Annotated in this window: 30 protein-coding genes and 1 pseudogene; 22 read left to right on the forward strand and 9 right to left on the reverse strand. The window is 33.6% G+C overall.

Going from position 1 to position 24,336, the window contains the following annotated elements:
• Window positions 1-427: 427 nt before the first annotated feature.
• The gene (locus ACVQ8P_RS05525) at window positions 428-1,282 is read right to left on the reverse strand and encodes an alpha/beta hydrolase (protein WP_462298089.1); all 855 of its coding nucleotides are present in this window, start codon (window positions 1,280-1,282) and stop codon (window positions 428-430) included.
• 124 nt (window positions 1,283-1,406) lie between these two features.
• On the opposite strand from ACVQ8P_RS05525, the gene ACVQ8P_RS05530 reads away from it, so the two are divergent.
• The 5 genes from ACVQ8P_RS05530 to ACVQ8P_RS05550 all read left to right on the forward strand — a co-directional run bounded on the left by ACVQ8P_RS05530 (window position 1,407) and on the right by ACVQ8P_RS05550 (window position 3,764).
• Window positions 1,407-1,847 carry a GNAT family N-acetyltransferase gene (locus tag ACVQ8P_RS05530; protein WP_462298090.1) on the forward strand — a complete coding sequence of 147 codons (441 nt, stop codon included), beginning with the start codon at window positions 1,407-1,409 and terminating at the stop codon, window positions 1,845-1,847.
• Window positions 1,848-2,057, forward strand: a complete 210-nt coding sequence (locus ACVQ8P_RS05535) for a hypothetical protein (RefSeq protein ID WP_462298092.1) — start codon at window positions 1,848-1,850, stop codon at window positions 2,055-2,057.
• Between the two features lie 18 nt (window positions 2,058-2,075).
• A complete protein-coding gene (locus ACVQ8P_RS05540; RefSeq protein ID WP_462298093.1) occupies window positions 2,076-2,504 on the forward strand; it encodes a MerR family transcriptional regulator in 429 nt (142 codons plus the stop codon).
• A 545-nt stretch (window positions 2,505-3,049) separates the two neighbouring features.
• Window positions 3,050-3,298, forward strand: a complete 249-nt coding sequence (locus tag ACVQ8P_RS05545; RefSeq protein WP_462298094.1) for a hypothetical protein — start codon at window positions 3,050-3,052, stop codon at window positions 3,296-3,298.
• A 175-nt stretch (window positions 3,299-3,473) separates the two neighbouring features.
• Window positions 3,474-3,764 carry a hypothetical protein gene (locus tag ACVQ8P_RS05550; protein WP_462298095.1) on the forward strand — a complete coding sequence of 97 codons (291 nt, stop codon included), beginning with the start codon at window positions 3,474-3,476 and terminating at the stop codon, window positions 3,762-3,764.
• 489 nt (window positions 3,765-4,253) lie between these two features.
• Here the strand turns inward: ACVQ8P_RS05550 and ACVQ8P_RS05555 are convergent, their stop codons facing one another.
• Window positions 4,254-4,583: an ArsR/SmtB family transcription factor gene (locus ACVQ8P_RS05555; protein WP_462298096.1), complete on the reverse strand. Its 330-nt coding sequence runs from the start codon at window positions 4,581-4,583 to the stop codon at window positions 4,254-4,256.
• A 9-nt stretch (window positions 4,584-4,592) separates the two neighbouring features.
• On the reverse strand, window positions 4,593-5,192 hold the full coding sequence (locus tag ACVQ8P_RS05560; protein WP_462298097.1) for a cadmium resistance transporter: 600 nt from the start codon (window positions 5,190-5,192) through the stop codon (window positions 4,593-4,595).
• 547 nt (window positions 5,193-5,739) lie between these two features.
• Here ACVQ8P_RS05560 and ACVQ8P_RS05565 point away from each other — a divergent pair.
• Entirely contained in the window at window positions 5,740-5,868 is a 129-nt protein-coding gene (locus tag ACVQ8P_RS05565; RefSeq protein ID WP_462298098.1) for a hypothetical protein, read from the forward strand.
• Between the two features lie 387 nt (window positions 5,869-6,255).
• Here ACVQ8P_RS05565 and ACVQ8P_RS05570 read toward each other — a convergent pair whose 3' ends face one another.
• From ACVQ8P_RS05570 to ACVQ8P_RS05580, 3 genes and pseudogenes are all read right to left on the reverse strand, one after another.
• Window positions 6,256-6,912, reverse strand: coding sequence for a VIT1/CCC1 transporter family protein (locus tag ACVQ8P_RS05570; protein WP_462298371.1), 657 nt, complete (start codon window positions 6,910-6,912; stop codon window positions 6,256-6,258).
• Window positions 6,913-6,964: 52 nt separating this feature from the next.
• A complete protein-coding gene (locus tag ACVQ8P_RS05575) occupies window positions 6,965-7,642 on the reverse strand; it encodes a VIT1/CCC1 transporter family protein (protein ID WP_462298099.1) in 678 nt (225 codons plus the stop codon).
• A 102-nt stretch (window positions 7,643-7,744) separates the two neighbouring features.
• A pseudogene (locus ACVQ8P_RS05580) lies at window positions 7,745-8,662 on the reverse strand (IS30 family transposase).
• Between the two features lie 147 nt (window positions 8,663-8,809).
• On the opposite strand from ACVQ8P_RS05580, the gene ACVQ8P_RS05585 reads away from it, so the two are divergent.
• Window positions 8,810-9,259, forward strand: a complete 450-nt coding sequence (locus ACVQ8P_RS05585) for a Fur family transcriptional regulator (RefSeq protein ID WP_462298100.1) — start codon at window positions 8,810-8,812, stop codon at window positions 9,257-9,259.
• A 203-nt stretch (window positions 9,260-9,462) separates the two neighbouring features.
• On the opposite strand, the gene ACVQ8P_RS05590 is transcribed toward ACVQ8P_RS05585, so the two are convergent.
• Complete coding sequence (locus tag ACVQ8P_RS05590; protein ID WP_462298373.1) at window positions 9,463-9,744, reverse strand: transposase; 282 nt, start codon at window positions 9,742-9,744, stop codon at window positions 9,463-9,465.
• A 327-nt stretch (window positions 9,745-10,071) separates the two neighbouring features.
• On the opposite strand from ACVQ8P_RS05590, the gene ACVQ8P_RS05595 reads away from it, so the two are divergent.
• From ACVQ8P_RS05595 to ACVQ8P_RS05630, 8 genes are all read left to right on the forward strand, one after another.
• Window positions 10,072-10,221 carry a hypothetical protein gene (locus tag ACVQ8P_RS05595; RefSeq protein ID WP_462298101.1) on the forward strand — a complete coding sequence of 50 codons (150 nt, stop codon included), beginning with the start codon at window positions 10,072-10,074 and terminating at the stop codon, window positions 10,219-10,221.
• A gap of 9 nt (window positions 10,222-10,230) precedes the next feature.
• Complete coding sequence (locus tag ACVQ8P_RS05600; RefSeq protein ID WP_462298103.1) at window positions 10,231-10,518, forward strand: hypothetical protein; 288 nt, start codon at window positions 10,231-10,233, stop codon at window positions 10,516-10,518.
• 40 nt (window positions 10,519-10,558) lie between these two features.
• On the forward strand, window positions 10,559-10,756 hold the full coding sequence (locus ACVQ8P_RS05605; RefSeq protein WP_462298104.1) for an integrase core domain-containing protein: 198 nt from the start codon (window positions 10,559-10,561) through the stop codon (window positions 10,754-10,756).
• A gap of 333 nt (window positions 10,757-11,089) precedes the next feature.
• Entirely contained in the window at window positions 11,090-12,457 is a 1,368-nt protein-coding gene (locus ACVQ8P_RS05610; RefSeq protein WP_462298105.1) for an Nramp family divalent metal transporter, read from the forward strand.
• A 29-nt stretch (window positions 12,458-12,486) separates the two neighbouring features.
• Window positions 12,487-12,930, forward strand: a complete 444-nt coding sequence (locus tag ACVQ8P_RS05615; RefSeq protein WP_462298106.1) for a universal stress protein — start codon at window positions 12,487-12,489, stop codon at window positions 12,928-12,930.
• Window positions 12,931-13,240: 310 nt separating this feature from the next.
• Window positions 13,241-13,786, forward strand: a complete 546-nt coding sequence (locus tag ACVQ8P_RS05620; RefSeq protein WP_462298108.1) for a transposase family protein — start codon at window positions 13,241-13,243, stop codon at window positions 13,784-13,786.
• 179 nt (window positions 13,787-13,965) lie between these two features.
• Window positions 13,966-14,235 carry a hypothetical protein gene (locus ACVQ8P_RS05625; RefSeq protein WP_462298109.1) on the forward strand — a complete coding sequence of 90 codons (270 nt, stop codon included), beginning with the start codon at window positions 13,966-13,968 and terminating at the stop codon, window positions 14,233-14,235.
• An 18-nt stretch (window positions 14,236-14,253) separates the two neighbouring features.
• Window positions 14,254-14,442 (forward strand): transposase, encoded by a 189-nt coding sequence (locus ACVQ8P_RS05630; protein ID WP_462298111.1) that lies wholly within the window; start codon window positions 14,254-14,256, stop codon window positions 14,440-14,442.
• Between the two features lie 170 nt (window positions 14,443-14,612).
• On the opposite strand, the gene ACVQ8P_RS05635 is transcribed toward ACVQ8P_RS05630, so the two are convergent.
• On the reverse strand, window positions 14,613-15,278 hold the full coding sequence (locus ACVQ8P_RS05635) for a metal-dependent transcriptional regulator (protein WP_462298112.1): 666 nt from the start codon (window positions 15,276-15,278) through the stop codon (window positions 14,613-14,615).
• 566 nt (window positions 15,279-15,844) lie between these two features.
• Between ACVQ8P_RS05635 and ACVQ8P_RS05640 the strand changes: the two genes are divergently transcribed.
• The 6 genes from ACVQ8P_RS05640 (at window position 15,845) to nhaC (ending at window position 22,573) form a co-directional block, all read left to right on the forward strand.
• Entirely contained in the window at window positions 15,845-16,177 is a 333-nt protein-coding gene (locus tag ACVQ8P_RS05640; RefSeq protein WP_462298114.1) for an MFS transporter, read from the forward strand.
• A gap of 177 nt (window positions 16,178-16,354) precedes the next feature.
• Window positions 16,355-17,002, forward strand: coding sequence for a metal-dependent transcriptional regulator (locus ACVQ8P_RS05645; protein ID WP_462298374.1), 648 nt, complete (start codon window positions 16,355-16,357; stop codon window positions 17,000-17,002).
• Window positions 17,003-17,215: 213 nt separating this feature from the next.
• On the forward strand, window positions 17,216-18,592 hold the full coding sequence (locus tag ACVQ8P_RS05650) for an Nramp family divalent metal transporter (protein ID WP_462298115.1): 1,377 nt from the start codon (window positions 17,216-17,218) through the stop codon (window positions 18,590-18,592).
• Window positions 18,593-18,610: 18 nt separating this feature from the next.
• Entirely contained in the window at window positions 18,611-19,057 is a 447-nt protein-coding gene (locus tag ACVQ8P_RS05655) for a universal stress protein (protein WP_462298117.1), read from the forward strand.
• 129 nt (window positions 19,058-19,186) lie between these two features.
• Window positions 19,187-20,803, forward strand: a complete 1,617-nt coding sequence (locus ACVQ8P_RS05660; RefSeq protein WP_462298118.1) for a SulP family inorganic anion transporter — start codon at window positions 19,187-19,189, stop codon at window positions 20,801-20,803.
• 399 nt (window positions 20,804-21,202) lie between these two features.
• Entirely contained in the window at window positions 21,203-22,573 is a 1,371-nt protein-coding gene (gene nhaC, locus ACVQ8P_RS05665) for a Na+/H+ antiporter NhaC (protein WP_462298119.1), read from the forward strand.
• Between the two features lie 49 nt (window positions 22,574-22,622).
• On the opposite strand, the gene ACVQ8P_RS05670 is transcribed toward nhaC, so the two are convergent.
• On the reverse strand, window positions 22,623-23,804 hold the full coding sequence (locus tag ACVQ8P_RS05670) for an MFS transporter (RefSeq protein ID WP_462298121.1): 1,182 nt from the start codon (window positions 23,802-23,804) through the stop codon (window positions 22,623-22,625).
• A 131-nt stretch (window positions 23,805-23,935) separates the two neighbouring features.
• Here ACVQ8P_RS05670 and ACVQ8P_RS05675 point away from each other — a divergent pair, with 131 nt between their 5' ends.
• Complete coding sequence (locus tag ACVQ8P_RS05675) at window positions 23,936-24,301, forward strand: winged helix-turn-helix transcriptional regulator (protein WP_462298123.1); 366 nt, start codon at window positions 23,936-23,938, stop codon at window positions 24,299-24,301.
• Window positions 24,302-24,336: the final 35 nt, after the last annotated feature.

A 24,336-nucleotide genomic window follows, 5' to 3' on the forward strand; every position in this document is an offset into this window, starting at 1 on the left:
TTAGAAACTTTTATAGATTTCGCATCAGAATATTTTATACCCTTAAGATTCATACAAAAAAAGGCCTAATCACTAAGTGATTAGAACCTTCATAATATCATTCACCAACAACAGTTGACGAAGAACCGAAATTATTAACATTATCATCAAAATAATTATTTTATTCAATATTATTTACGTATTGTGTGCAACAAAAAAAGCACCAACCTAAGTTGATGCTTCCTGATATGGTACTTACCGAAGTAAATAGATTGTATGAATTCCACAAAACAGTGACAATCAGACATACCTACAATGCGGTAGGTAAAAAATGCCCCATCTTCGAACTAATCACTAGCCGCCGCAGCGGAACAACCGAAGTTGTCTGATTTTACTCGACTCATCGCATAAATTAATCATAGCACAAAGTTGGCGCTTCGTATAGGGGTTATTTGCCCCAAAGATACTGAATGACTGCTTTATCCACTGTTGCGTTCCTATGAAGTTTACTATGTTGGGCATTTTTACCAGTAATCTTTAGTTCTTGATATGATTTTATTTGGCCTCTTAATAAATAATTCATTGAACGGGCCGAAACCGTGCTAACAGCTGAATCAGAATTGGAACCATCATCGAGATTACCATAAATGACAAAGACTTTCGTATTTGAGGGAAAGTTTTTTCGCTTATTATAGTAACTTTTGTAGGCGCTTGTTTTTAGGGCAGGTTCATTATTTTTTGAAAAATAATTCTGATTCGCTTTCTCTTCAATACCAATAACACCGTTAATTGGATCTGCAATTGGGACAAATTTATTTAACTTAGGAGAAGTTTTCGTTCTGACTGATTCAGCCCAATACATGGCGGATGATCCACCCATTGAATGCGTGACGAGGTTGATAGCTTTAATGTGATACGTTTTTTTCAAATGATCAGCAATTTTGCCAATCCATCTGCCTTCTTCAGGAATTTCCGCATCATTTCGAGTGAAAATGACTTGAATAATAGGATTCTTTTCAGATTGTCGCCATTTTCCTGTGTAAGTTATAGCGCCCGTTGAAGAGACGGTAGCCGTCAGTACTTTTTGGGCTTTACCTGATCTATTCGCCGCAGCTATCATATAATTACTTGAGTTGGCCGTACCGCCATAACCATGAATATATAAAGTAGGAATCTGCGTCACAACTTTCTTTTTAGTTACTGGTACGGGTGTGTTTCTTGACGTGGATTTATTTGAACATAAAAATCCAGTACCCAAGCCAAGTATTAGTAAAATAGTGATTAATATGCCGTATTTTTTCATTAATTTTTTTCCTTAATAGTAAGTTATTAATCTAATTATAAGGCAACGATTCTTGTCGTTCAAATTTACATAAAGTTATGGTAAGCTATATGCGAAGATGATAAGAAAGCGGAGGCTGAACAATATGTTTGCGGTAAAATCAACTAGAGATATAGAGGGTCAAATTTATAAAGATGCGTTATCAATTAGAAAAACGGTTTTTGTTGAAGAACAGAAGGTACCAATGGCATTAGAGATAGAAAATGAAGCAGAAGCGATTCATTTTGTTGGGTATAAAGATGACAAGCCTGTTGTGACAGCTCGTGTCATTAGCGAGGATACTGAAACATGGCATGTTCAACGAGTTGCGACAATTAAATCAGCTCGGGGTCAACATTTAGCAACGGATACGCTCAAGTTTATCGAAGGATTCGCAACCGTCTATGACATTAAATATTTAACATTAGGCGCACAAGATCAAGCACAAGGCTTTTATGAAAAATTAGGGTATGTGGTTGAAGGCGAAGGATTTATGGATGCTGGAATTGCTCATCACACAATGATTAAAACAATAGAAGGGGTTTAAATGGCAAAAGAAACGGCATTTTCAAAGTTATTAACAGATGACCGGTACACATTTGCAAGTGAACTTGGCAATAAATATCATAAAGATGCTAGTCAAATTTTATTTATGTATTTAAAATTGATGGCTGAGGGAACACAAAATAAATCAAAATCATTGCAGAAAAGTTTGCCAGAAATCGATAAAAAGTTTCAAATATATTTAGAAAACTAGAGATGGAAGGTTTTTATAGTGAATAATAATCCATTAACGAATCTCATGAAACAGGATCGGTTAATTGTCGGAATCAGTGAAATCAGTAAAATGACTGGGGTTTCAACACGGCAATTACGGTATTGGGAGCAAAAAGGCTATATTGAAAGCATTTCAGATGGGCGTACAAAATCTCGAGAATATCGCTTAGATATGGTGATAAAAGTGAGCCTAATAAAATCAGAATTGGACGAGGGATATACGTTAGTTGCCGCTATTGAACATGTTAACGGCAAAATGGCTATTTTTAGACAATTTAAACATTTTGTCATTGATCGTATTTCAGATGTTGGTAAGCAGGGGAATAAAACTGTTTTTGATATGGGGTATTTTGATCAGACTGAAAAGCAGCGTTTATTCGCGGTTATTGATGAAGATGGCACACATTTTGAGCTGAGAGATGTGTAAGAAAAAATAATTTTAAAATAAATAACAAAAAGCTTGCAACCGTTTACAAGTGTGCTATACTGAACTTGTAGCAAGGAAAGCTATCGAAATCCCTGAACAAAATAAAACTGAAGTCACTTTTTTAAATTCATTTAATGGTTTTAAAAAACGAAGTTAGTTGGACGGTGTTTAGTACTGAAGATAGTTGAAAAATGTAACACAAGTTATTGACATTGAGAGATGTCGGCAAGGCGAATTAAAACGGTGCCGGTCTTGAGCATTAAAAAGCAAATCAAGACACATCAATTAAGATGATGAATTAAATTTCCAATGTACGGCAAGTTAATGACGTTGAGAGACGTCGAGCAAGGCGAATTAAAACGGTGCCGGTCTTGAGCATTAAAAAGCAAATCAAGACACATCGATAAGATGATGAATCAAATTTCCAATGTATGGCAAGTTAATGACGTTGAGAGATGTCGAGCAAGGCGAATTAAAACGGTGCCGGTCTTGAGCATTAAAAAGCAAATCAAGACACATCGATAAGATGATGAATCAAATTTCCAATGTATGGCAAGTTAATGACGTTGAGAGATGTCAAGCAAGGCGAATTGGTGCCGGTCTTGAGCATTAAAAAGCAAATCAAGATATCGAATTTTGATGATTCAAGTTTTAGTAGAACGAATAATCAATCGAGTTCACAGGTATTTGGTCTTGAAGAAACGTTTGAAATCGAATGGATAAATAAATCGCTCAGAGGGCGTCATTCGATGTTGTATGAGTCAATGCATGTAAAAGCGACTTCACAGAACTAGATAAGTATAAAGAATATAGAGGCGAAACATATTAACAATCAAGTAAAATCGACTCTCGGTAACACGGGTTTCGGCTTTCCTTCTACAAAAAGATAGGATTCGAGACATTTCTTAAAAAGAATGCTCAAATCCTATTTTAATTGGTTCTATTTTGGCTTTATGTCAAATAGTGTTGATGGAGGAAATAAATATTCCAAAAATTGAAGAAGTGGAATTATTACCTAATCTGTTTTTATCGATAAAGTATGCTGATACGGCTGTTAAATTCGTAAGAAATCAACTTAACTTGGATGAAATGAATTCATTAAAAAATGGATCTAAAAATGTTTTTGGGTTTACCCAAGTAACGCCAGGGTATAGCTGGATTGGAAGCAAAATTGACATATCTGACGATAATAAGTTTAGTGTGAACGGCGTTGAATATGATGGTAGTGATATTTATGTAAATGGTAAGGATTCTTATTAGATAGCGTAGTAAAAGAAGAGAAAATCTGTTATTTGATAACAGGTTTATTTTTTTGCGTAAATTTTAGAAGACATAGATATTTTACGATAATTGGTTTGTTGTTAGTTATAGGATTGAATGGCTATTATTGTTAATTTAGATGAACCCTCTTTCTTTTGGGCTGGTTATTAAAAGGAAATAAAATTCTGTTTTTGTATATCTAAAAAGCTGTTGTTAGTGATAGAAAACCTACCACCACAGCTGACGAAGAGCCAAAAAAGTCCTAATCACTAAGTAATCAGAACTTTCATAATATTATCTAACAACAACAGTTGACGAAGAGCCTACGATGGTTCTTTTCTAAAAGGACTAATTTTAATTAAATTAAAAATAATGATTTATTAGAAGCTCTAGATTTAATTAATTATCGACTACTAAAAGTTCAATATTTTTATACTGCCATTGATTGTTTTAGAGTTTGTTCGAATTAAACTTGTAATTTGCCAATTATTAACTGTCATTATGTTTTTTACCATTCATAACATGCTTTGCATGTTGTAAAAGAGATGTCATTGTTTCAATAATATGTGGGTCGTCAATTTGATAAAATATTTGTTTCCCATCTCTTCGTTGACTTATTATTTGATGCTCTTTTAATAAACTCAATTGATGAGATAAATTAGTTTGCTCAATTCCAAGTATTTCCACTAATTCTGAAACATTATATTCATGCTGTTCTAGCAAATATATTAACTGTAATCGTATACGATGATTTAATAATTTAGTCAATGTTATTGCTTCTTTAAGTTCATTTTCTGGAATCTGTTCGTATGGTCTCATTACTTCCCCTTAAAGAAAATGTTGGATAGTACCATTCTCTAGTAAAATATATACTCCCAAGATAACATATACAACTAGTGTAATCAAATCACCATATTTTTTAAAAAAATCTCCAACTTTAGGTAAATCAGTTATTTTTTTGCTTAACACTGTAATTATACATAGAAACATAATAAATAAAAGTAATACAAGTGGAATTGTATCAGCTGTCAAGGTTGTAAAATAAGGTACATAGATGGCTAAATTATCTGGTCCACAGGTTGCGATTGTAATAAGGAAGACATTTAAAATTATGCCATATTTTGATATTTCTAATTTTTTTCGAACCGCATCGCCCTCTTCTTCATCATTGAAATACATTTTTATTCCCATAACGATTGGAATAATACCCAAGAAACCTAATATCCATTCATCTGGAATCATTTTTAACCAAAATGCAGCTATTAGACTAACAGCAATTAAAGTTCCAGATCCTAACAGTTCTCCAATGAATATTAGTTTTTCATCATGCTTATTTTTATATTTTGCAAATATGATAACTAGAATTAAGAGGTAATCCGTGTTTGTTGAAATAAATGCTAATATAGTTGAACTAATTAATTTTGACATTACATATTCTCCTTTTCATATGAAATTATATTCATGTGAATATATTAACACTTATAAATCTAATTACAATACCTACACACAAAGATATCGCATTAATACTTTAGCAATGTGTCTTACAACAAAGTTTTTCATTAGATAAATTTACAATTGAAGTGCAACACCTAGTTAAAATAAAAAAAACTCACAAGTCATTTTCTATCGTAAAATGAAGCTACTGAGACAGCCAAATACGAAAGGAAAAAACTTATGAATTACTATCATAGTTTTACCGAAAATGAACGAAAAAAACTACTACTAGGTGTTCATTAGAATCTATCGATTTGGTCGATTGTTAAAGTATTGTATCGCTCACCGTCATCTATTAGTCACGAATTACACCGTAATCAGTTAGTTTATTCAGCCGTAGATGCTTAAGTAGCCTAAGAATTACGTCGAAAAAATCTAAAAGAATATTAATTTTAAAAAATGAAGAATTACTCGTAAGTTAAGACATCGTGGAAAAACAAGACATTCAGCAGTTCGTATTGAAACACGTAGAAAAATAAAGATGTCTAATTCAATTCATGATAGACCTGGAGTTGCTAATAATCGTTGTCGAATTGGTGATTGGGAAGCTGATGCATTCATTGGGAAACCAGGCCACTCAGTTATTGTTACTTTAGTTGATACTTATTAACGGCTAAAGTACTCAAAAAGACATCAATGAAAGTGATCTCAATGATGATTCAATTGTTATCAAAAATACCTAGTAATCGCATTTTTAACAGTTACACCGGACAGAGTAAAAAAGATCACAAAACATGCGATGTTAACTGATACACTAAACGATCCCATTTATTTTCCTAACGCACATGCTCATTGGCAATGAGACATAAACGGAAATACTAATGGTTAATATGAGAATATTTACCTAAAAGAATAGATATTGATAACTATACTCAAGGTGATATCCTAAAATTCACAGCTATCTTAAATAACAGACCTCGAAAAGTTTTGAGTTGGAAGACGTCTCCTGAATTATTTTACAATAAAGTATTGCACTTGACTTGACAATTTGCCCTTTTTAAAAGAATTGACCAATACCATAATGAATCATCATAGTTAGAAGCCCAATAATAATATTTCGAATAATAGCAATTTTAATCTTTCCGTCACCTAATTTGGAACTAATATACGCAGTTAATGCAACGGAAACTGAGACAGCAATGATGGTTCCGATCATTTTAAAATTTTCAGGTAACATAACCATAGCTAGTAATGGGAAAATACCACCAAGAGATGCAGAAAAAAGTGAAGTAAAAGCTGCATCCCAAGGATTCATATAATGATTTAATTTCAAACCATACTTAACGTTGATAATCGTTTCTAGAGGTTTCTTTTCCATTAGTTCGGTCGCGATTTCTAAAGATGTTGCTTCAGAAACACCTCTTTCTGTATAGAAAGCTTGAACCTCTTTAATTTGTGATGGACGATCTGTATCTAAACGACGTTGTTCTAGTGATACTGCTGCTTTTTCAGTATCACTTTGTGAGCTAACAGAAGAATATTCACCTGCAGCCATGGAAAATGCACAGGCGACTAAATCACTTAAACCGGCAATAAAAATAATAAAATTATTGGTTGTTGCAGCGGCAACACTGAATAGAACACCAACGACAGTTAAAATACCATCATTTGAACCTAGAATACCGGCACGAAGTGAGTTTAATTTTTCTTCCATTGTTTTATATTTCTTTATTTTAGATGTCAAAGTACTGAATCTCCTTTCGTAATTAAGCGAATAACGTTCCGATATAATAAGTTACTAACATTGTTAAAACTCCAGAAATAATATTTCGAACCATAGCTTTACTTCGATTAGCACTACCTAAAGTTGCAGCACTATAACCTGTAATAGCTAACGCAATAATAACAGCAATAAAGGTAGCGATAATTTTGTATTTAGGTGAAAATAAGGTAATTGCAAGTAAGGGTAGTAATGATCCAATTGGGAAAGAAATTAATGAAGCAAATGCAGCAGCGTAAGGACTTGTATAAGTATCCGGATTAAATCCATATTTTTCTCGGACAACTGTTTTTAATGGATTAGATGCTAACATTTCATCAGTAGCCTTAGTTGCTAACTCTGAAGAGATACCGGTTGTAAGATATTTTTTATAAACAAATTGATATTCAGCATCATAATTATGTTTGATATTGAATTGAGAATTTGCTGTAGCGACCTCTTGAGCATCTTTTTGAGTACTAACGGAGACGTATTCGCCCATAGCCATGGAAATTGTTCCGGCCAACATTCCAGCGATACCTGAAATGAAAATTGAAAAATTATCGCTTGTAGCTCCAGCGACACCGATAACAATTCCGGCGACGGAAAGAATTCCATCATTAGCTCCCATTACGGCAGCTCGTAAAATATTTATTTGTTGTGCTAAGGATATTTTCTTAGACATTTTAACCTCTCCTTTGTTATAATGGTTCTAAATATATAATCATTATAATGTTAATCAAACCCAAAAGTCCACTATTTTTTTAATTTATGGCAAATTACAAGTTTAATTCGAACAAACTCTAAAATAATCAATGGCAGTTTGAAAATATCGAACTTTTAGTGGTCGATGATTAATTAAATCTAGAGCTTCTAACTAAATCATCGTTTGTAATTTGACTGAAATTAGTCTTTTTAAGAAAGAACCATCGTAACCTGCGGTTAAAATATTCGTTACTGCCACGTTCCCATGGTGAATAAGGATGACAAAAATAAACGTCAATTTTATGTTTTTTCAAGAGCTCGATATTTTGATAATTCTTTACCATGATCGATTGTAATTGACTTTACTTGTGAACCGAAGGTTTTCATAAAACTCTTAAAGGCATTATTTAAAGCTAAAGCAGTTGATTTGGGACTTTAGGTGACCACAATAACCGTGATTGACGTTCAACAAAGGTCACCAAGTGGGCTTTAAGATTAACCACAACTTGAAAGAACGATACCTATTCTCTAATGGCCAAATTCCGAACGGTTATTAATGCCAATTGGACGTTCTTTAACTTATTTACCTGGGACAAAGGTGCTACGGGATTTGTTAGAACGTTTCTGATAAATATTGCGGTTGGGTAAATCGATTAAATTAAAATTAAGTTAACCATTATAAGGACAATGATAGATTGAAGTGGTAACTAAGTTAAATGTATTAGCAATTATTTCAGGAGACAAAATTAAGCGTAAATGATTTTCAATTAAAGTTCGTAGTTTAGCTGTCAAAATTGTATGGCATCTTCGTAATCGCTTTTTGGTATCTGCATCAGATTGTGCCAGCATAGGGTCATAGGGTGTAATACGCTGTAATTTATAATGAATCGTAGATTTAGCGAACGCCTAAGGCGTTCGCTATGACTTGATAGGTTTTGCCTTCAGAAACAAGCTGGCCTAGTTGTCCACGTTGAAATTGTGTTAAAGTAGAAGTGCTCAAAGTAATCTTTCCTTTTTTGGTTGGATTAAGTTACTATCATTTTACGAGATTACTTAGAGTTTTTTTGTTTCTGTTCGAATTAATTTTAGAACTTACCTTATGAGATAATAAAAAAGAATAATTAACTAGAAAGAGAAGGTTACCGAATTGACGGAAAAAAATGTAGAAAAAGCGTTAGGAATATTAGTGGAACGTGGTGTTCGAATTACGCCACAAAGAAAAATTATCCTTGAATACTTAGTTACGCAACATAATCATCCATCTGTTGAACAAATTTTTAATGGGATTAAAGATGATAGCGTCGGAATTGGAATCGCAACTGTTTATAATACGTTGCAGGTATTAGTGGCACATAAATTAGTGATTGAATTATCCAACAGTGATGATGGTAAAATGCATTACGATTACTTCGGTGAACCACACTATCATGCTATTTGTTTGAATTGTGGAAAAATAACGGATATCTTTACAGAAATGACTTTTCCAAAAGTTGAATTAGAAGCTGCACAAAAAAGTGGTTATATAATTGAAAGTACGCATGTAGAAACCTATGGTTATTGTCCAGAATGCCAAGTTGAATTAGGACTAGTAAAATAAGTACAAAGAAAGGACCCTATGAATCTACAATCAATTTTAAAAGAAAAACTTGATTACGATGATTCTCTGGGTCTACAATATCTGTTGTTGGGTAATAGAATTTAGTCTATTACTGACAATGGATTTTTTGGCTCTATGTCAAATAGTGTTGATGAAGCAAAAAAATGATAAAGCTGAAGAATCTTACGATTCTTTGGTTTTTTTTATGCCGTTATGAAGATTCTGTTTCTGAATGAATTGAAGGCTCTGTAACCGAAGGATACACGTTTAATAACCTTGATTTTATTATTTATGCCCTCAAGTGTTGCGTTGGAATATGAATGAGAAATGGCATTTAGTATATGTTCTTTGTGTTTTATTATTGATTGAACTGAAATTTTAAAAAGATCATTAGGCGTTCCTTTTTCTTCTAGTTCCTCAAGAAAGTGAAGGAAATCTTCTATCTTTTTGTATTTAAATGATACGAATATGATCCTATGATGTATTTACGGACATTTTTCTTTCGTTCTGCATAATAATCTATGGAGGTACTTTTATGACAAAATATTATGATCAAGACTTTAAAAATTCTATTGTTAAAATGTTAAATGATGCGGCAATCCTAAGGATTTAGCTGAAGAATATGGACCTCATTATCAAACTATCCTTGATTGGGTTAAAAAATCTAAAAAAAGTCATTCACCAGAAGGTGAACAGGAAAATGATATTTTAAAATCAGTCACGATAATTTTTGCCAAATATTAAAAACTCGAAAACGTAGTGGAATGCGCAAAGTTATCAATTTCAATCTACACAGAGGTTATCGTATTTCCATGATTTTACGGGTAATTAAGGTCCCTCGTTCAACTTATTATGATTGGTTAAAGTGGCTGCCAAGTAAACAAGAAGAACAACATGAATATTTACGAAAATTAGTCGTTAAAACCTGGAACGATACCTTTAGAACTTATGTCTATCCTTGAATCACGGCCGTGATTCAAGGAACTGGACTAACAACATCGAGTCGGTTTGTTTGGAAATTAATGCATGAAAGTGGGATTAAACCTTGTACGGTTAATCGATACCATAAGCCAATAACTCAAACAGAATACAGTCAAAGAGCTAATTTATCACAGTTAAACAATGATGGTAGTATTCTATATACTGATATAAATTATATTCAAATAATTAACAAAAATTGGGTTTATTTAGCGAGTGTCTTCGATGTTAAAACAAGGAAAGTAATTGCCTACAATATTGATAAGTATATGACCGACTAAACCTGTTGTTAAAGCCCTAAGGGCTTTAACAAACATTGGAATGATTCATAGTGATATGGGAAGCCAATATAAAAGTCAGTTGTTTGAATCATGTCTGAAATCAAACGGGATTGAACCTTCATACTCATTAAAAGGACATCCATATGATAATTCATATATTGAAGGATTCCATTCACTTTTTAAAAGAAAATGGATTTACCAACAAAAATTCAAATTAATTGAACCAATTAAGTTATAAACAAATATTTTCAAAAGTTAGTTAAATTTCAACAATATTTTTGTCCGGATATTTGACATAGGAGCAAGGCATCAGATGAATAAGCTAATAATCGATTCATTAAGTCTTGTTCAGTAAAAAGTCCTTTAAATGGCAAGTTCTAAAATTAATTAATCACAGACTATTAAAAGTTCAATATTTTCAAACTGCTATTGATTGTTTTAGAGTTCGTTAAAATTAAACTTGTAATTTGACTCATCATAAAAAAAGTTTCGCCAAAACTAAAAAATATCTTTTTTTTTCTTAGTGCATTGTGTATACTAGACAATGTACTAAGAAAGAGAAGGTGGTAATATGAATAAACCAGAAAAAAAGGGCTTAATATATCAAGCAAATGGTGCTTCCTTAGAAGAAATTAATGGTACAGTGGAAGTTCCAAAAACAGGAAGCTTTTGGAAAAAACTATGGGCCTTTAGTGGTCCAGGTGCATTAGTAGCTGTAGGATATATGGATCCAGGTAATTGGATCACATCAATTGTTGGTGGGGCAAAATATCGTTACTTACTATTATCTGTTGTTTTAATTTCGAGTTTAATAGCTATGTTGATGCAGTATATGTCTAGTAAACTGGGAATTGTAGCACAGTTAGATTTAGCACAAGCAATTAGGGCTAAAACAAATAAACCCCTAGGTATTATACTTTGGATTATGACAGAATTAGCTATTATGGCAACCGATATTGCTGAAGTTATTGGTGGCGCTATTGCTTTAGAATTATTATTCGGGATACCATTAACAGTAGGTGTTATGCTTACCGTATTAGATGTATTAGTATTATTATTATTAACAAAATTAGGTTTCCGTAAAATTGAGGCTATTGTTGTTGTTCTTATTTTTTCTATTTTTGCAATTTTTATTTACTTAGTTGTCCTTTCAAAACCTCAAATTGGACCAATGTTAAACGGGTTGATTCCTCATTCAGAAATCATGCATAAGAATCAACTAGTTTTAGCATTAGGAATTGTAGGAGCAACTGTTATGCCCCATAATTTATACTTACATTCATCAATTTCACAAACACGTAAGGTTGATCATAATGATGAAGAAGCAGTTGCTGAAGCAGTTCGTTTTTCAACATGGGATTCAAATATCCAATTAGGATTCGCTTGGATTATTAATTCTTTACTTTTAATTTTAGGAGCAGCGTTATTCTTTGGTCATGGTGAACAATTAGCAGCATTTAGTGATCTTTATAATGCACTAAAAGATAATAGTATTGCAGGTGCAATTGCTAGTCCGATATTGAGTACGTTATTTGCCGTAGCATTACTTGCTTCCGGACAAAATGCAACAATTACTGGAACATTAACCGGTCAGATTATTATGGAAGGTTTTATCCATTTAAGTATGCCTTTATGGGCTAGACGATTAGTTACACGCTTAATCGCTATTATTCCAGTTATGATTGCCGCATTTGTTTGGGGTGGAACTGAAGGTGCACTTGATAACTTACTTGTTTATTCACAAGTATTTCTGAGTGTCGCTTTACCATTTACAATGATTCCATTAATTATGTTTACGGGTAGTAAAAAAATGATGGGTGAAAGATTTGTAAATGCATTATGGGTAACTATACTTGGTTGGATCTGTGCGATTGTTTTAACTTTATTAAATATTCAATTAATTATTACTACAGTTCAAGACTTTATGACAATGTTTTAAAATATAAAGGTTAGGGAGGTTATTTAAAAATGACAGAATCAGACGATATAAAATTAGCAAATATTTTAGTGGGTGTTGATGATTCGGATGATGCTCAATTGGCATTTAAGACGGCTATTCATCGTGCTAAAGAGGAAGATGCAAAGCTTACTATTGTATCGATACTAGAAAGTGATGAGGTTAATGTGTTTCAAGCACTTACTAAGGATTACGTTCATGGAGAACGTAAAGAATTAGAAACGCATTTACTTGAATATAAAGAAATTGCTGAAAATGAAGGTGTTAAAGATGTGATGGTTGTTATTGGTGAAGGAGAACCTGGCGAGACAATTGTTCATGAAATTATCCCTGCAGTACGTGCTGATCTATTAATTATCGGCTCATTAGCAAAAAAAGGTGTAAGTAAGTATTTTGGAAGCCAAGCAGCCTATATGGCAAAACATGCTCCTATTTCTGTTTACGTAGTACGTTAATTGAATGAGAAATAGGACTGGTATAATATATCATAGGAGCATACTTTGTAAGATAATATATAGCAAATTACAAGTTTAATTCGAACAAATTCTAAAACAATCAATGGCAGTTTGAAAATATTGAACTTTTAGTGGTTGATGATTAATTAAATCTAGAGCCTTTAATAAATCATTATTTGTAATTTGATTGAAATTAGTCTTTTTAGGAAAGAACTATCGCAGGCTCTTCGTCAACTGTGGTTAGATAATATTATGAAAGAGGCTGTGACATAAGTCACTAAATTAAAAGACTTTATGTCAAATAGTGTTAATGAAACAAAAAAATGATAAAACTAAAGCTGAAGAATCTTACGATTCTTTGGTTTTTTTATGCCGTTATGAAGATTCTATAACCGAAGGATACGCGTTTAATAACCTTGATTGTATTATTTATGTCGTCACGACAGTGACTTATCATCAAAGAAAAATCAAAAAGGTTGATGCTACTCTCACTTATATGCCGAAATGCTGTGAGAGATGTGGCGTTATCAATACTAATTTCACAGTTGTCAAAAACGGAACGAAAACTTCCATGATCCTTTTACCACGAACAAGCCATTTTGACACCTATCTTAAATTAAAGAAACAACGTTTCTACTGTAAAGCTTGTCAAGAAACGTTTACGACAACGACATCTATCATTAAACCTAGGTGTCATCTTTCTATCGTTATTAAGTGTTTAACGCTTCTTTACCTATCAGATATTTCTTCCATAAAGACCATTTCAAAACGTATCGGTATTTCTATTTCAACAACACTTCGTGTTTTAAATACGCTTGAAAATCAACATCAGACAAGACTGGATGTACTTGCCTGAAGTACTCTGTTTTGATGAAGTCTGTCTCACAAGTAACGTTTTAGGTGGTTTAAGTTTCATATATTTAGATGAAAAAAGTGGGAAAACTCTTGATATCTTACCAGATCGTAGGCAAATGACCTTAAAATCACATTTTCTCCATTATCCTAAAGAAGTCAGAGCAGTATATTGTGATTGATATGAACGCCTCTAAACAGTTACCTCGTAAAAAAGATGCGCTAGTATTAAAGCGTTATTGGAAAAAATTTAACAAGTATTCCGATAAACCCGATTATAAAAATTACCAACATTTTTCTTTATTTAAAGGACTTTTTACTGAACAAGACTTAATGGACCGATTGTTAACCTATTCACCTGAGCTTTCTGATGCCTATGATATTTATCAAACTATTATTCGTATCATTAAATACAAAAAGACAGAAGAATTTCTGCCTTTCTTGAGAAACTAAAAGAAAAAGGTACTCCGAATGATTTTTTTTAAAACTTCAGTTCAATCAATAATCAAACACAAGGAACATATACTAAATGCCACTTCTCATTCATATTCCAACGTAATACTTGAGGGCATAAATAATAAAATCAAGGTTATTAAACGTGTATCCTTCGGTTACAGAACCTTCAATTCATTCAGAAACAGAATCTTCATAACGGCATAAAAAAAACCAAAGAATCGTAAGATTCTTCAGCTTTAGTTTTATCATTTTTTGCTTCGTCAACACTATTTGACATAGAGCCTGATAACTACAGTCAAAGTGATATTCAAGAATTTATATTTAGCTTAAATAACAGACCTCGAAAAGTTTTGGGTTGGAAAATACCTTATGAATTATTTTGAAAGTATTTGAATGAAAATAAATTTTCCAGCATGAGGTGTTAATTGAATTTCTCTATGATCATCTACATTGGTTAAAATGATTTGACCATCAAATGGTAATTTATTGATAATAATCCATTGAGAATGAATTGGAATATTAATTAATTCAATATATTGTAATAATTCTAAATCTTCTGTGAAACTATCAATTTCAATTGTATTTCCAATAGAGGAGTCGAAAATCGTTTTGAGAGATACTGGAGCGTAGTTATAGTCTGCATCAGGGATTAATAGGCCATGAGGACAATGTGTTGGATAATCTAAAAATATCTCTAGTGCATTAATCATTTTTTCATCTGCATCATGGTCTAAATTATCTGCATTCATATGTGTTTCTGAAATAGATAAATGTAATTTATTTGATAAAAATATCTCAAATAAGCGATGAGAGCGAATTAATTTAATTGCCGTTTTTTTACCCTTTTCAGTTAATGTTACACCATAATAAGGTTGTAAAATAATCGTTCCTTGTTCTTGTAACTTCGATAACATATCAGAAACGGAAGAGGGAGAAACGTTTAAATGATCAGCAATTTGTTTATTTGATATTTTATCGTTACCACTACTCAGCTCGAGAATTGTTTGTAAATATAAGTTTTTGGATATAGATTCAGTCAATTTATAATCTCCATTTGTATTATTATCTATACTTTAATTATAACATATAAAAAGATAGATTATAATGATACCAAAGGAAAAACAGCTAATAAATAATATAAAAGATACCCAAGGATATAAACATTCCAAAAATTGAAGAAGTGGAATTATTACCTAATCTGTTTTTATCGATAAAGTATGCTGATGCGGCTGTTAAATTCGTAAGAAGTCAACTTAACTTGGATGAAATGAATTCATTAAAAAATGGATCTAAAATGTTTTTGGGTTTACCCAAGTAACGCCAAGGTATAACTGGATTGGAAGCAAAATTGACATATCTGACGATAATGAGTTTAGTGTGAACGGCGTTGAATATGATGGTAATGATATTTATGTAAATGGTAAGGATTTTTATTAGATAGTGTAGTAAAAGAAGAAAAAATCTGTTATTTGATAACAGGTTTATTTTTTTGCGTAAATTTTAGAAGACATAGATATTTTTTAATGATTTGTCTTAGTGCGACAGTTATTTTTGATAATTGTTTGTTTAATTTTTACTTCAATTCTGTGGAATCCCTTCACGATTAGTGCTAGTTTCTTTTTTTGTACCAATGGCATTAGTGACAAATATTTGGCAGCTTGGCGGATTGCGATTTTTAATTGGATTAGCTGATGCTGCAATGTTTCCAGCTGTTCAAACATTGATAGCTAAGAATACACCTAGTGAATTGACTGGAAGGGTCTTTAGTTATAATCAATCTTTTCAATCGCTTGGTTCCGTAGTAGGACCAATGATAGGGTCAACTATATCTGGTATTTTTGATTATGGCGGTGTTTTTATTTCAACAGCCATTCTGGTTACTATTAATCTCTTATGGGTTATTCACGTAACAAAGGGAATGCACTCCAAAATTTTATAATGCGTAATTATTAAGGTCATAAAACACTAAAATTTTACGTTTAGGTGTTTTAAAATGAAAAATTAGGCGTTCCTAAAAAATAAGTTACAATTCGACCGTCATTCTGATATAATGAATTCATTATTAAGAAAATGGAAGTGAATTGATTAACTAATGACAAAAAATGAAAGCTCGAATATGACACCTATGAAGGAAGATTATTTAAAAATTATTTTTGAATTAGGCGGTACGCAAAAGAAAATATCAAACAAACAGATTGCGCTTAGTCTGAACATTGCGGCCGGATCAGTTACAGAAATGGTCAACAAACTCGTTAAAGAAGAATTGGTTGAACATACGCCATATGCAGGGATTTCGTTAACCAAGCCTGGGATATTATTAGCGGAAGACTTAGTGCGTAAGCATCGGTTATGGGAATGTTTTTTAGTTGATAAGTTAAACTACAAATTACAAGATGTTGATGGCGAGTCAGAATTACTTGAACATGTGACAAGTGAATATTTGCTTGATCATTTAAATGAATTCTTGGGTTATCCAACACATTGTCCCCATGGTGGTGTCATTCCTGATAAGGAAGGTAACTATGAGGAAGACAGTCACTTGGTTTTGGAGGCAGTTGAAGATGGAACCAAGGTTATCATTGAACGTTTTATTGATAATCATGATTTGTTAACTTACTTGGATGATTTGGAATTACATATCGGCGATAAATTAACGGTTGTTTCTCATGCACCTTTTGAAGGACCTGTTGAAATTAAATTAGAAAATACGGGTGAAGTTAGAAATATTAGTTACAAAGCCGCGCATTATATTTTTGTAAAATAGGTCTTTCTGACTGAAATATGAATCGTTTAATTACAGGAAAGTTAACGTAGATAAAGAGTTAAGGGTGGTGGTATCAAACAGATATCGCCACCTTTTTGATTAACTTAGAAATATTTAGTAATTCAAAAACAAGATTAAAGTTAACCTAAACTTTTTGTTTGCAATGTATAATAAGAAATTGGGAAAGAAAAGAATTCAAAGGAGTGGTTAAAAATGTCGAAAGAAACGCAAGCACCAGAAATGGCTACCACAACAAAGAGTGCTAGTTTAGAAGAAGTAAATGGATCAGTAGAAGTACCAAAAAGTGCCGGTTTTTTACGAACCTTATGGGCATTTAGTGGACCAGGTGCATTAGTTGCCGTTGGTTATATGGATCCAGGTAACTGGATTACATCAATTGTCGGTGGGGCACAATACCGTTACTTACTACTATCAGTTGTTGTTTTTTCTGGGCTTATCGCCATGCTAATGCAATATATGGCTGCTAAGTTGGGAATTGTAACAAGAATGGATTTAGCACAAGCAATACGTGAGCACACAAATAAACCAGTCGGATTTCTTTTATGGATCATGACAGAATTAGCAATTATGGCAACAGATATCGCTGAAGTAATTGGTGGGGCGATTGCCTTACAATTACTGTTCGGAATTCCTTTAACAGTCGGCGTTATGATTACAATTTTAGATGTTTTCTTACTACTATTATTAACAAAATTAGGATTTAGAACAATTGAAGCGATAGTTGCAACCTTGATTGCATCAATCTTAGTTATTTTTCTTTACTTGGTTGCTTTATCAAACCCAAGTTTATCAGGTATTATGGGTGGAATCCTTCCAAGAGCGTCAATTGTTATGAATCATGACCAATTAACATTGGCTTTAGGAATTATTGGTGCAACGGTTATGCCGCATAACTTATACCTCCATTCATCAATTTCACAAACACGTCAATACGATTCAGACAATCAAGAAGAAGTTGCAAAAGTGGTTCGTTTCACAACTTGGGATTCAAATATTCAATTATTTGGTGCAACGATTGTTAACAGTTTACTTTTAATCTTGGGAGCTGCCTTGTTCTTTGGACATGCAGAACAACTTCAAGCTTTCGGTGATTTATACCGGGCATTGAGTGATAATACGATTGCTAAGGGGATTGCATCTCCAATGCTCTCAACCTTGTTCGCTGTTGCCTTGTTAGCTTCAGGTCAAAATGCAACAATTACCGGAACTTTGACTGGGCAAATCATAATGGAAGGGTTCATTCACTTGAAAATTCCATTATGGGCACGTCGTTTAGTGACACGGATAATCGCAGTCATACCCGTTATGATTGCAGCCATTATCTGGGGTGGCACTGAAGGCGTTTTGGATAACTTACTGGTTTATTCTCAAGTATTTTTATCAGTTGCCTTACCATTTACCATGATTCCTTTAATTTGGTTCACATCTTCAAAAAAATACATGGGTGAACGATTTGTTAACCCTCTCTGGGTATCAATTATTGGGTGGACTGCTGCAATTGGGCTAACTGTTTTGAATATTCAATTAGTTTTCAATTTAATCGTTCAATTTTTCACAGACGTTTTATAAAATAGGGAGTGAACTCACATGAAAAAAAGTTTTGAATTACCAAAACATAAGAACATTCTTGTAGGGGTTGATAATTCAGCCGATGCACAATTAGCTTTCTTAAACGCGGTTAGTCATGCTTTAGATGATGATTCGCTGCTGCATATTGTGACTGTTTTGGAGTCAGATGATTTAAATGTTTTTCAAATTCTGACAAAAGATACGTTAATTGAAAAACGAATGAAGGTTGAAAAACAACTTCAAGAATATAAACAAAGCGCACTAGATGCAGGTGTTAAGGAAGTCCACATCGTTCTTGCTGAGGGTGAACCTGGTGAAACAATTGTTAAAGATGTGATTCCAGATGTTAAACCTGATCTAGTCGTTGTCGGTTCTTCTGTGACTAAGGGAATTGGTAAGTATTTAGGTAGTCAAGCAGCATATATTGCCAAAAATGCCCCTGTTTCAGTGATGGTTGTACGTTAAAATAAATGATACTAAAAGGTTAAATCTAATAAAGATTTAACCTTTTTTATATGGAAAACGTTTACTTGTTTATTTACACATAAGATTTATGTTATGCTTTTAAGTATGACATAAATAGGAGTATGATGAATGATTTCAAACTATATCGCAATACTAAGAGATGAATTTAAAGGGTACAATGTCGCTAAATTAGCGAAAGATTTAATGGCAGGATTGACGGTTGCGGCAGTTGCCATTCCGTTAGCCTTAGCCTTTGGTGTATCAAGTGGGGCAACGGCTGCTGCGGGTTTAATTACGGCAATTGTGGCGGGTGTTTTGATAAGTACTTTATCAGGCGCGTACTATCAAATATCAGGGCCAACCGGTGCTATGGCTGCTGTATTAATGGGTGTGATTGCACAATATGGATTAAAAGGGGTTTTCATAGCGACTTTGATAGCCGGCGTTATTTTATTATTAGCCGGTATATTTAAATTGGGTGTGTTAACGACGTTTATTCCAGCCCCTGTTATTACAGGTTTTACATCAGGAATTTCAATTATTATTGCTTTTGGCCAGTTAGATAATTTTTTTGGCACGCATTCAAGTGGTAGTAGTTTAATTGAAAAGATTGGAAGTTATGCCAGTTTTGGATTTCAACCTAAGTTGGCGACAACTTTGATGGCTGTTTTAGTTGTGATTGCACTTTTTATTTTTCCTAAAAAATGGAATCAAGTGGTGCCGGCATCGTTGATTGCAATTGTGGTTACGACGGCGATGACAATGGTATTTAAATTAGATGTCGCAACAGTCGGTCAAATACCAACGAGTGTGATTAGTCACAATAGATTACATCTCGATTCGTTGACACTTCAGACTGTTAAAAATTTAATTATTCCTGGTGCAAGTATTGCTTTATTAGGAATGATAGAGAGTTTATTATGTGGCGCTTCTGCTGGACGAATGACTGGCAAAACACTAGATAGTAATCAAGAACTAATTGCCCAAGGTATTGGTAATATAATCCTGCCATTTTTTGGAGGAATTCCAGCAACAGCGGCGATTGCCAGAACAAGTGTGGCAATTAAGTCGGGTGCACAAACACGATTAACGGGTGTTTTCCATGCACTTGCATTGTTAGTTTCAATGCTTTTATTGGCGCCAATTATGGCACAGATTCCTTTAGCTGCTTTGGCAGGTGTTCTTGTTGTGACTTCATGGCGTATGAATGAGTGGCAAGCTATTAAGTACCTTTTCAAGAATAAATTTAAAAGTGCTTTAATTTTATTTTTCTTAACATTAATAAGTACGGTTGTCTTTGATCTGAGCACAGCTATTATGGCAGGCGTTTTAGTTGGTATTATTATTTTCGTGGCTAAAAGTTCTATTTTAGATGTTGTTGTTGAAGATGTTGACTTGAGTAAAGTTGAAACGACGCAGGATAGATTAAAAGCTGATTGGGCCGTTGTTTATATTACTGGGCCATTATTTTTTATGTCTGCTGACCGCTTAGATAAAGCGTTACAACCTCTTCATGAGCGAGACTTGGTTATTTTTTCATTGCGTGGAGTGCCATCAATCGATAATACGGCAATGGCCGTTATCCAAGCTTTCTACAGTGATGCTCAAGCAAAAAATCATACCGTTATTTTTTCTTCCGTTCAACCAAATGTGATGAGAATGTTTGAACGTTCAGGGTTTAAAGCGTCAGCTGGTGAAGATGCGTTCTATTTCTCAGTGGATCGTGTCTTAAAAGAAATCCTATAAGTAGGGCATTAATTGACAAGAATATTTAAGCATGTTAAGATTCATTCAACTTAATAAATAAAAGTTAACACAAAAGTAGTTGTTTATCTGGGAGTCAGAAAGTTGGTGGGTGATGCGAACCAATCAGGATAAATGAACCAAATACGTTAACGTTATTTAAACATCGGATAAATATCTAGAACCGTTATCATCTAGTGAGTGAGAATTTGTGTTCTCAATTAAACTGGGTGGTACCACGGCTAGAGTCGTCCCTGATACAATATTTAATATTGTATCAGGGACTTTTTTTGTTCAGAAAAGGAGTCGCTATAAAATGCAAACTATAAATTGGAGCAAGGTTCGATATCAAATTTTTCAGGATAAATACGAAAACTAACTAAAAAATAGGAGTGTTTACTAATGGGAAAAAAATTATCGTTTACAGAGGCAGCAAGTGTGTTAAGTATCATGTTAATTATTATGGGATTCAGTGTGATCAAGTTTGGCTTGTCACCACAAACACCGGTGATGTTAGTGATTGGCCTGTTAATTTTATGGGCTAGGATGCGTCATTTTTCATGGGATGAGATTCATTCAGGGATCAAAGATGGGATGAGTACGGGTTTAATTCCAATTTTTATTTTTATTTTGATTGGTTCGTTGATTGCAACTTGGATTGCAGCGGGGATTATTCCAACCTTAATGATTTGGGGCTTTCATTTAATTAGTGTTAAATTTTTTGTCCCTTCTGTTTTTATTGTCTGTGCCATTATCGGCGTATCTATTGGGAGCGCCTTTACTTTAATCTCAACGGTTGGGATTGCACTGTTTGGTATGGGGATGACAATGGGCGTCAACCCAGCCTTAGTTGCAGGTGCCATTATTTCAGGTGCTATTTTTGGTGATAAAATGTCACCTTTATCAGATTCGACTAATTTAGCAGCAGCCATTGGAGAAGCAGATTTATTTAAACATATTAAAAATATGATGTGGACAACCATACCTGCTTTTGTAGGCTCTTTAATTTTATACATTATACTTGGAAGTAGTTCTTTAGAAGTTAATATGGCTAAAATTAATCGGACAATCTCAGTATTATCTAGCCATTTCTCAATTACAGCTTGGGCTGCTTTACCAATCATCTTGATGTTCGTCTGTGCGTGGTTAAAAATTCCAGCTATTCCAACGTTATTTATCAATATTGGTGTATCACTGGTGATGTTATTTATTCAAAAACCTCAGACGAGTTTACAAAGTATCGCAACGTTAATTCAATCAGGTTTCGTTTCTAAAACGGGAGATGCTAATGTAGATATGTTGTTAACACGAGGCGGTATAGCGAGTATGATGGGAACTGTTTCGTTGATTATCTTAACCTTAACATTAGGTGGTTTATTGATGAATTTTAATATCATTCAAGTTGTCATGGCACCCTTAGTCAAGCGATTGAATTCATCAGGTAAATTAATTACAGCGACTATCTTTGCGGGAATCGGAGTTAATTTATTTGTTGGGGAACAATACTTATCCGTTATCCTACCGGGTAAAGCTTTTAAACCTGCATTTGACGCTTCTAAATTGGATAACTTAGCATTGAGCCGTGCGCTTGAAGATGGTGGTACAGTGATTAATTACTTGATTCCTTGGGGTGTGGCTGGTGCATTTGCGGCAAGTACACTGGGTGTTTCAACGTTAGATTACTTACCATTCGCATTCTTTAGTTTATTATCTCCAGTCTTTTCAATTATTAGTGGTTGGACGGGAATTGGATTACGTGAAAAGCAAAGGTAACAAAAATGGGTCATAACGAATGTTCGCTTCGTTATGACCCATTTGTTATTTATTTTTCAGTTTTATTTAAGTTAATTAGGTAAATAGTCATAAAGATTGCGATTAAAACCATGATTGTTCCAAAAAGTGGTGTTGTATTTAAGCCGAGATGGGCAACAACTTGTCCACCAATTAAAGAGCCTAATGTGATCCCGATATTGAATGCAGAAATATTGAGTGAAGAGGCTAACGTAATATCTTTAGGGGTATATTTTTCAGCTAATTGTACAATATAAAGCTGTAAGCCAGGAACGTTCATGAAAGCGAACAAACCTAATGCCATAACCGTTAGTAAGCCTAAAATGGTTAATTTGGCGGTAAAGAAAAGAATGAACATCGTGATAGCAAGCCCAATAAACATTTTTAATAGAGCTTGAAGGGGATTATGATTTGCTAAGCGTCCGCCAATCGTATTACCAATGGCAACCATTAATCCATATGCAATTAAGATGATAACCACAGCACTTTCACTGTAACCCATTGATGTTTCTAAAAGTGGTGTGATATACGTATAAACAACAAACGTTCCGCCATAACCTAAGGCTGTTAATAATAATGTGATTAATAAATATTTATTTTTTAGGACGCGGATAAAGCCTTTTGCATCAGATTTTCCGGGGATAGGTAACCCATCAGGGACAAGGAAGAAGTTAGCAAACAAGCCGATTAAGCCAATAATACTAATAAAAATAAATGAGCCATGCCAACTCGTATGTTGCCCAATAAAGGTTCCTAATGGGACACCGGTTACGGTTGCGACGGTTAAACCAGTGAACATGACTGAGATAGCACTGGCACGTTTTGAGGGTTCAACAACATCAGCAGCGATAACAGATGCAATGGTCATGAAGATACCATGAGCTAGCGCAGAAACAATTCGACCGACCAATAAGATTGAAAAAGTTGGTGCAAATGCTGCAATTAAGTTACCGACAATGAATAAGCCCATAATACTTAAAAGCAAGTGTTTTCGGTCAAATTGGCCAGTCAAAATAGTTAGAACGGGTGCACCGATTGTGACACCGAATGCATATAATGAAACGCTGAGTCCGGCTTGACTTAATGAGATACCAAAATCATTGACCAGTAAGGGAATCAATCCGACACTAATAAATTCTGTTGAGCCAATTGCGAAAGCACTGATAGCTAATGCTAAAAGAGTTAGAGATGGGGATATTTTTGTTTTTGCCATAAGTTTGTAAAGCCTCCTTGATTTCTATTCGAATAATGCTACAATTTATGATTATACGTGTACGGAATAAAATGACAAGAACGTACTAAAAAGTGCCATAGGTACTTTTTAGTACCCATGGAGGGTGAAATATGGAAAATAAAACATATAATATTGGTGTTGAAGCTACTTTAGAAGTTATTGGTGGTAAATGGAAGACGATTATTTTGTGTCATTTACGTGGTGGAAAAAGAAGAACGAGTGAATTAAAGCGTGCGATTCCTAAGATAACGCAGAAAATGCTGACGCAACAATTACGTGAATTAGAAGCAGACGGGATTATTTCAAGACATATTTATGAACAAGTGCCACCAAAAGTCGACTATCAGTTGACTGAATATGGTGAATCTTTGAGCCTTATATTGAGTCAATTGTGTATTTGGGGTGAGAATCATGTTGATCGGTTAAATGCAGATGATGCTAATATTGTTTTGATGAATAGAGATAAAGTTTCATAGCTACCAAAAAGGATGTATCCATTAATAGTGGATAC

This window comes from Dellaglioa sp. BT-FLS60 (assembly GCF_054941065.1).

Excerpts from the sequence above, each read along its gene's own strand:
- ACVQ8P_RS05525 (WP_462298089.1), bottom strand. The coding sequence starts at position 1,282 with ATGAAAAAATACGGCATATTAATCACTATTTTACTAATACTTGGCTTG.
- ACVQ8P_RS05530 (WP_462298090.1), top strand. The coding sequence starts at position 1,407 with ATGTTTGCGGTAAAATCAACTAGAGATATAGAGGGTCAAATTTATAAA.
- ACVQ8P_RS05535 (WP_462298092.1), top strand. The coding sequence starts at position 1,848 with ATGGCAAAAGAAACGGCATTTTCAAAGTTATTAACAGATGACCGGTAC.
- ACVQ8P_RS05545 (WP_462298094.1), top strand. The coding sequence starts at position 3,050 with ATGTATGGCAAGTTAATGACGTTGAGAGATGTCAAGCAAGGCGAATTG.
- ACVQ8P_RS05550 (WP_462298095.1), top strand. The coding sequence starts at position 3,474 with ATGGAGGAAATAAATATTCCAAAAATTGAAGAAGTGGAATTATTACCT.
- ACVQ8P_RS05555 (WP_462298096.1), bottom strand. The coding sequence starts at position 4,583 with ATGAGACCATACGAACAGATTCCAGAAAATGAACTTAAAGAAGCAATA.
- ACVQ8P_RS05560 (WP_462298097.1), bottom strand. The coding sequence starts at position 5,192 with ATGTCAAAATTAATTAGTTCAACTATATTAGCATTTATTTCAACAAAC.
- ACVQ8P_RS05565 (WP_462298098.1), top strand. The coding sequence starts at position 5,740 with ATGTCTAATTCAATTCATGATAGACCTGGAGTTGCTAATAATCGTTGT.
- ACVQ8P_RS05570 (WP_462298371.1), bottom strand. The coding sequence starts at position 6,912 with ATGGAAGAAAAATTAAACTCACTTCGTGCCGGTATTCTAGGTTCAAAT.
- ACVQ8P_RS05575 (WP_462298099.1), bottom strand. The coding sequence starts at position 7,642 with ATGTCTAAGAAAATATCCTTAGCACAACAAATAAATATTTTACGAGCT.
- ACVQ8P_RS05595 (WP_462298101.1), top strand. The coding sequence starts at position 10,072 with ATGATTTTACGGGTAATTAAGGTCCCTCGTTCAACTTATTATGATTGG.
- ACVQ8P_RS05605 (WP_462298104.1), top strand. The coding sequence starts at position 10,559 with ATGATTCATAGTGATATGGGAAGCCAATATAAAAGTCAGTTGTTTGAA.
- ACVQ8P_RS05610 (WP_462298105.1), top strand. The coding sequence starts at position 11,090 with ATGAATAAACCAGAAAAAAAGGGCTTAATATATCAAGCAAATGGTGCT.
- ACVQ8P_RS05615 (WP_462298106.1), top strand. The coding sequence starts at position 12,487 with ATGACAGAATCAGACGATATAAAATTAGCAAATATTTTAGTGGGTGTT.
- ACVQ8P_RS05620 (WP_462298108.1), top strand. The coding sequence starts at position 13,241 with ATGAAACAAAAAAATGATAAAACTAAAGCTGAAGAATCTTACGATTCT.
- ACVQ8P_RS05625 (WP_462298109.1), top strand. The coding sequence starts at position 13,966 with ATGAACGCCTCTAAACAGTTACCTCGTAAAAAAGATGCGCTAGTATTA.
- ACVQ8P_RS05630 (WP_462298111.1), top strand. The coding sequence starts at position 14,254 with ATGATTTTTTTTAAAACTTCAGTTCAATCAATAATCAAACACAAGGAA.
- ACVQ8P_RS05645 (WP_462298374.1), top strand. The coding sequence starts at position 16,355 with ATGACACCTATGAAGGAAGATTATTTAAAAATTATTTTTGAATTAGGC.
- ACVQ8P_RS05650 (WP_462298115.1), top strand. The coding sequence starts at position 17,216 with ATGTCGAAAGAAACGCAAGCACCAGAAATGGCTACCACAACAAAGAGT.
- ACVQ8P_RS05655 (WP_462298117.1), top strand. The coding sequence starts at position 18,611 with ATGAAAAAAAGTTTTGAATTACCAAAACATAAGAACATTCTTGTAGGG.
- ACVQ8P_RS05660 (WP_462298118.1), top strand. The coding sequence starts at position 19,187 with ATGATTTCAAACTATATCGCAATACTAAGAGATGAATTTAAAGGGTAC.
- nhaC (WP_462298119.1), top strand. The coding sequence starts at position 21,203 with ATGGGAAAAAAATTATCGTTTACAGAGGCAGCAAGTGTGTTAAGTATC.
- ACVQ8P_RS05670 (WP_462298121.1), bottom strand. The coding sequence starts at position 23,804 with ATGGCAAAAACAAAAATATCCCCATCTCTAACTCTTTTAGCATTAGCT.
- ACVQ8P_RS05675 (WP_462298123.1), top strand. The coding sequence starts at position 23,936 with ATGGAAAATAAAACATATAATATTGGTGTTGAAGCTACTTTAGAAGTT.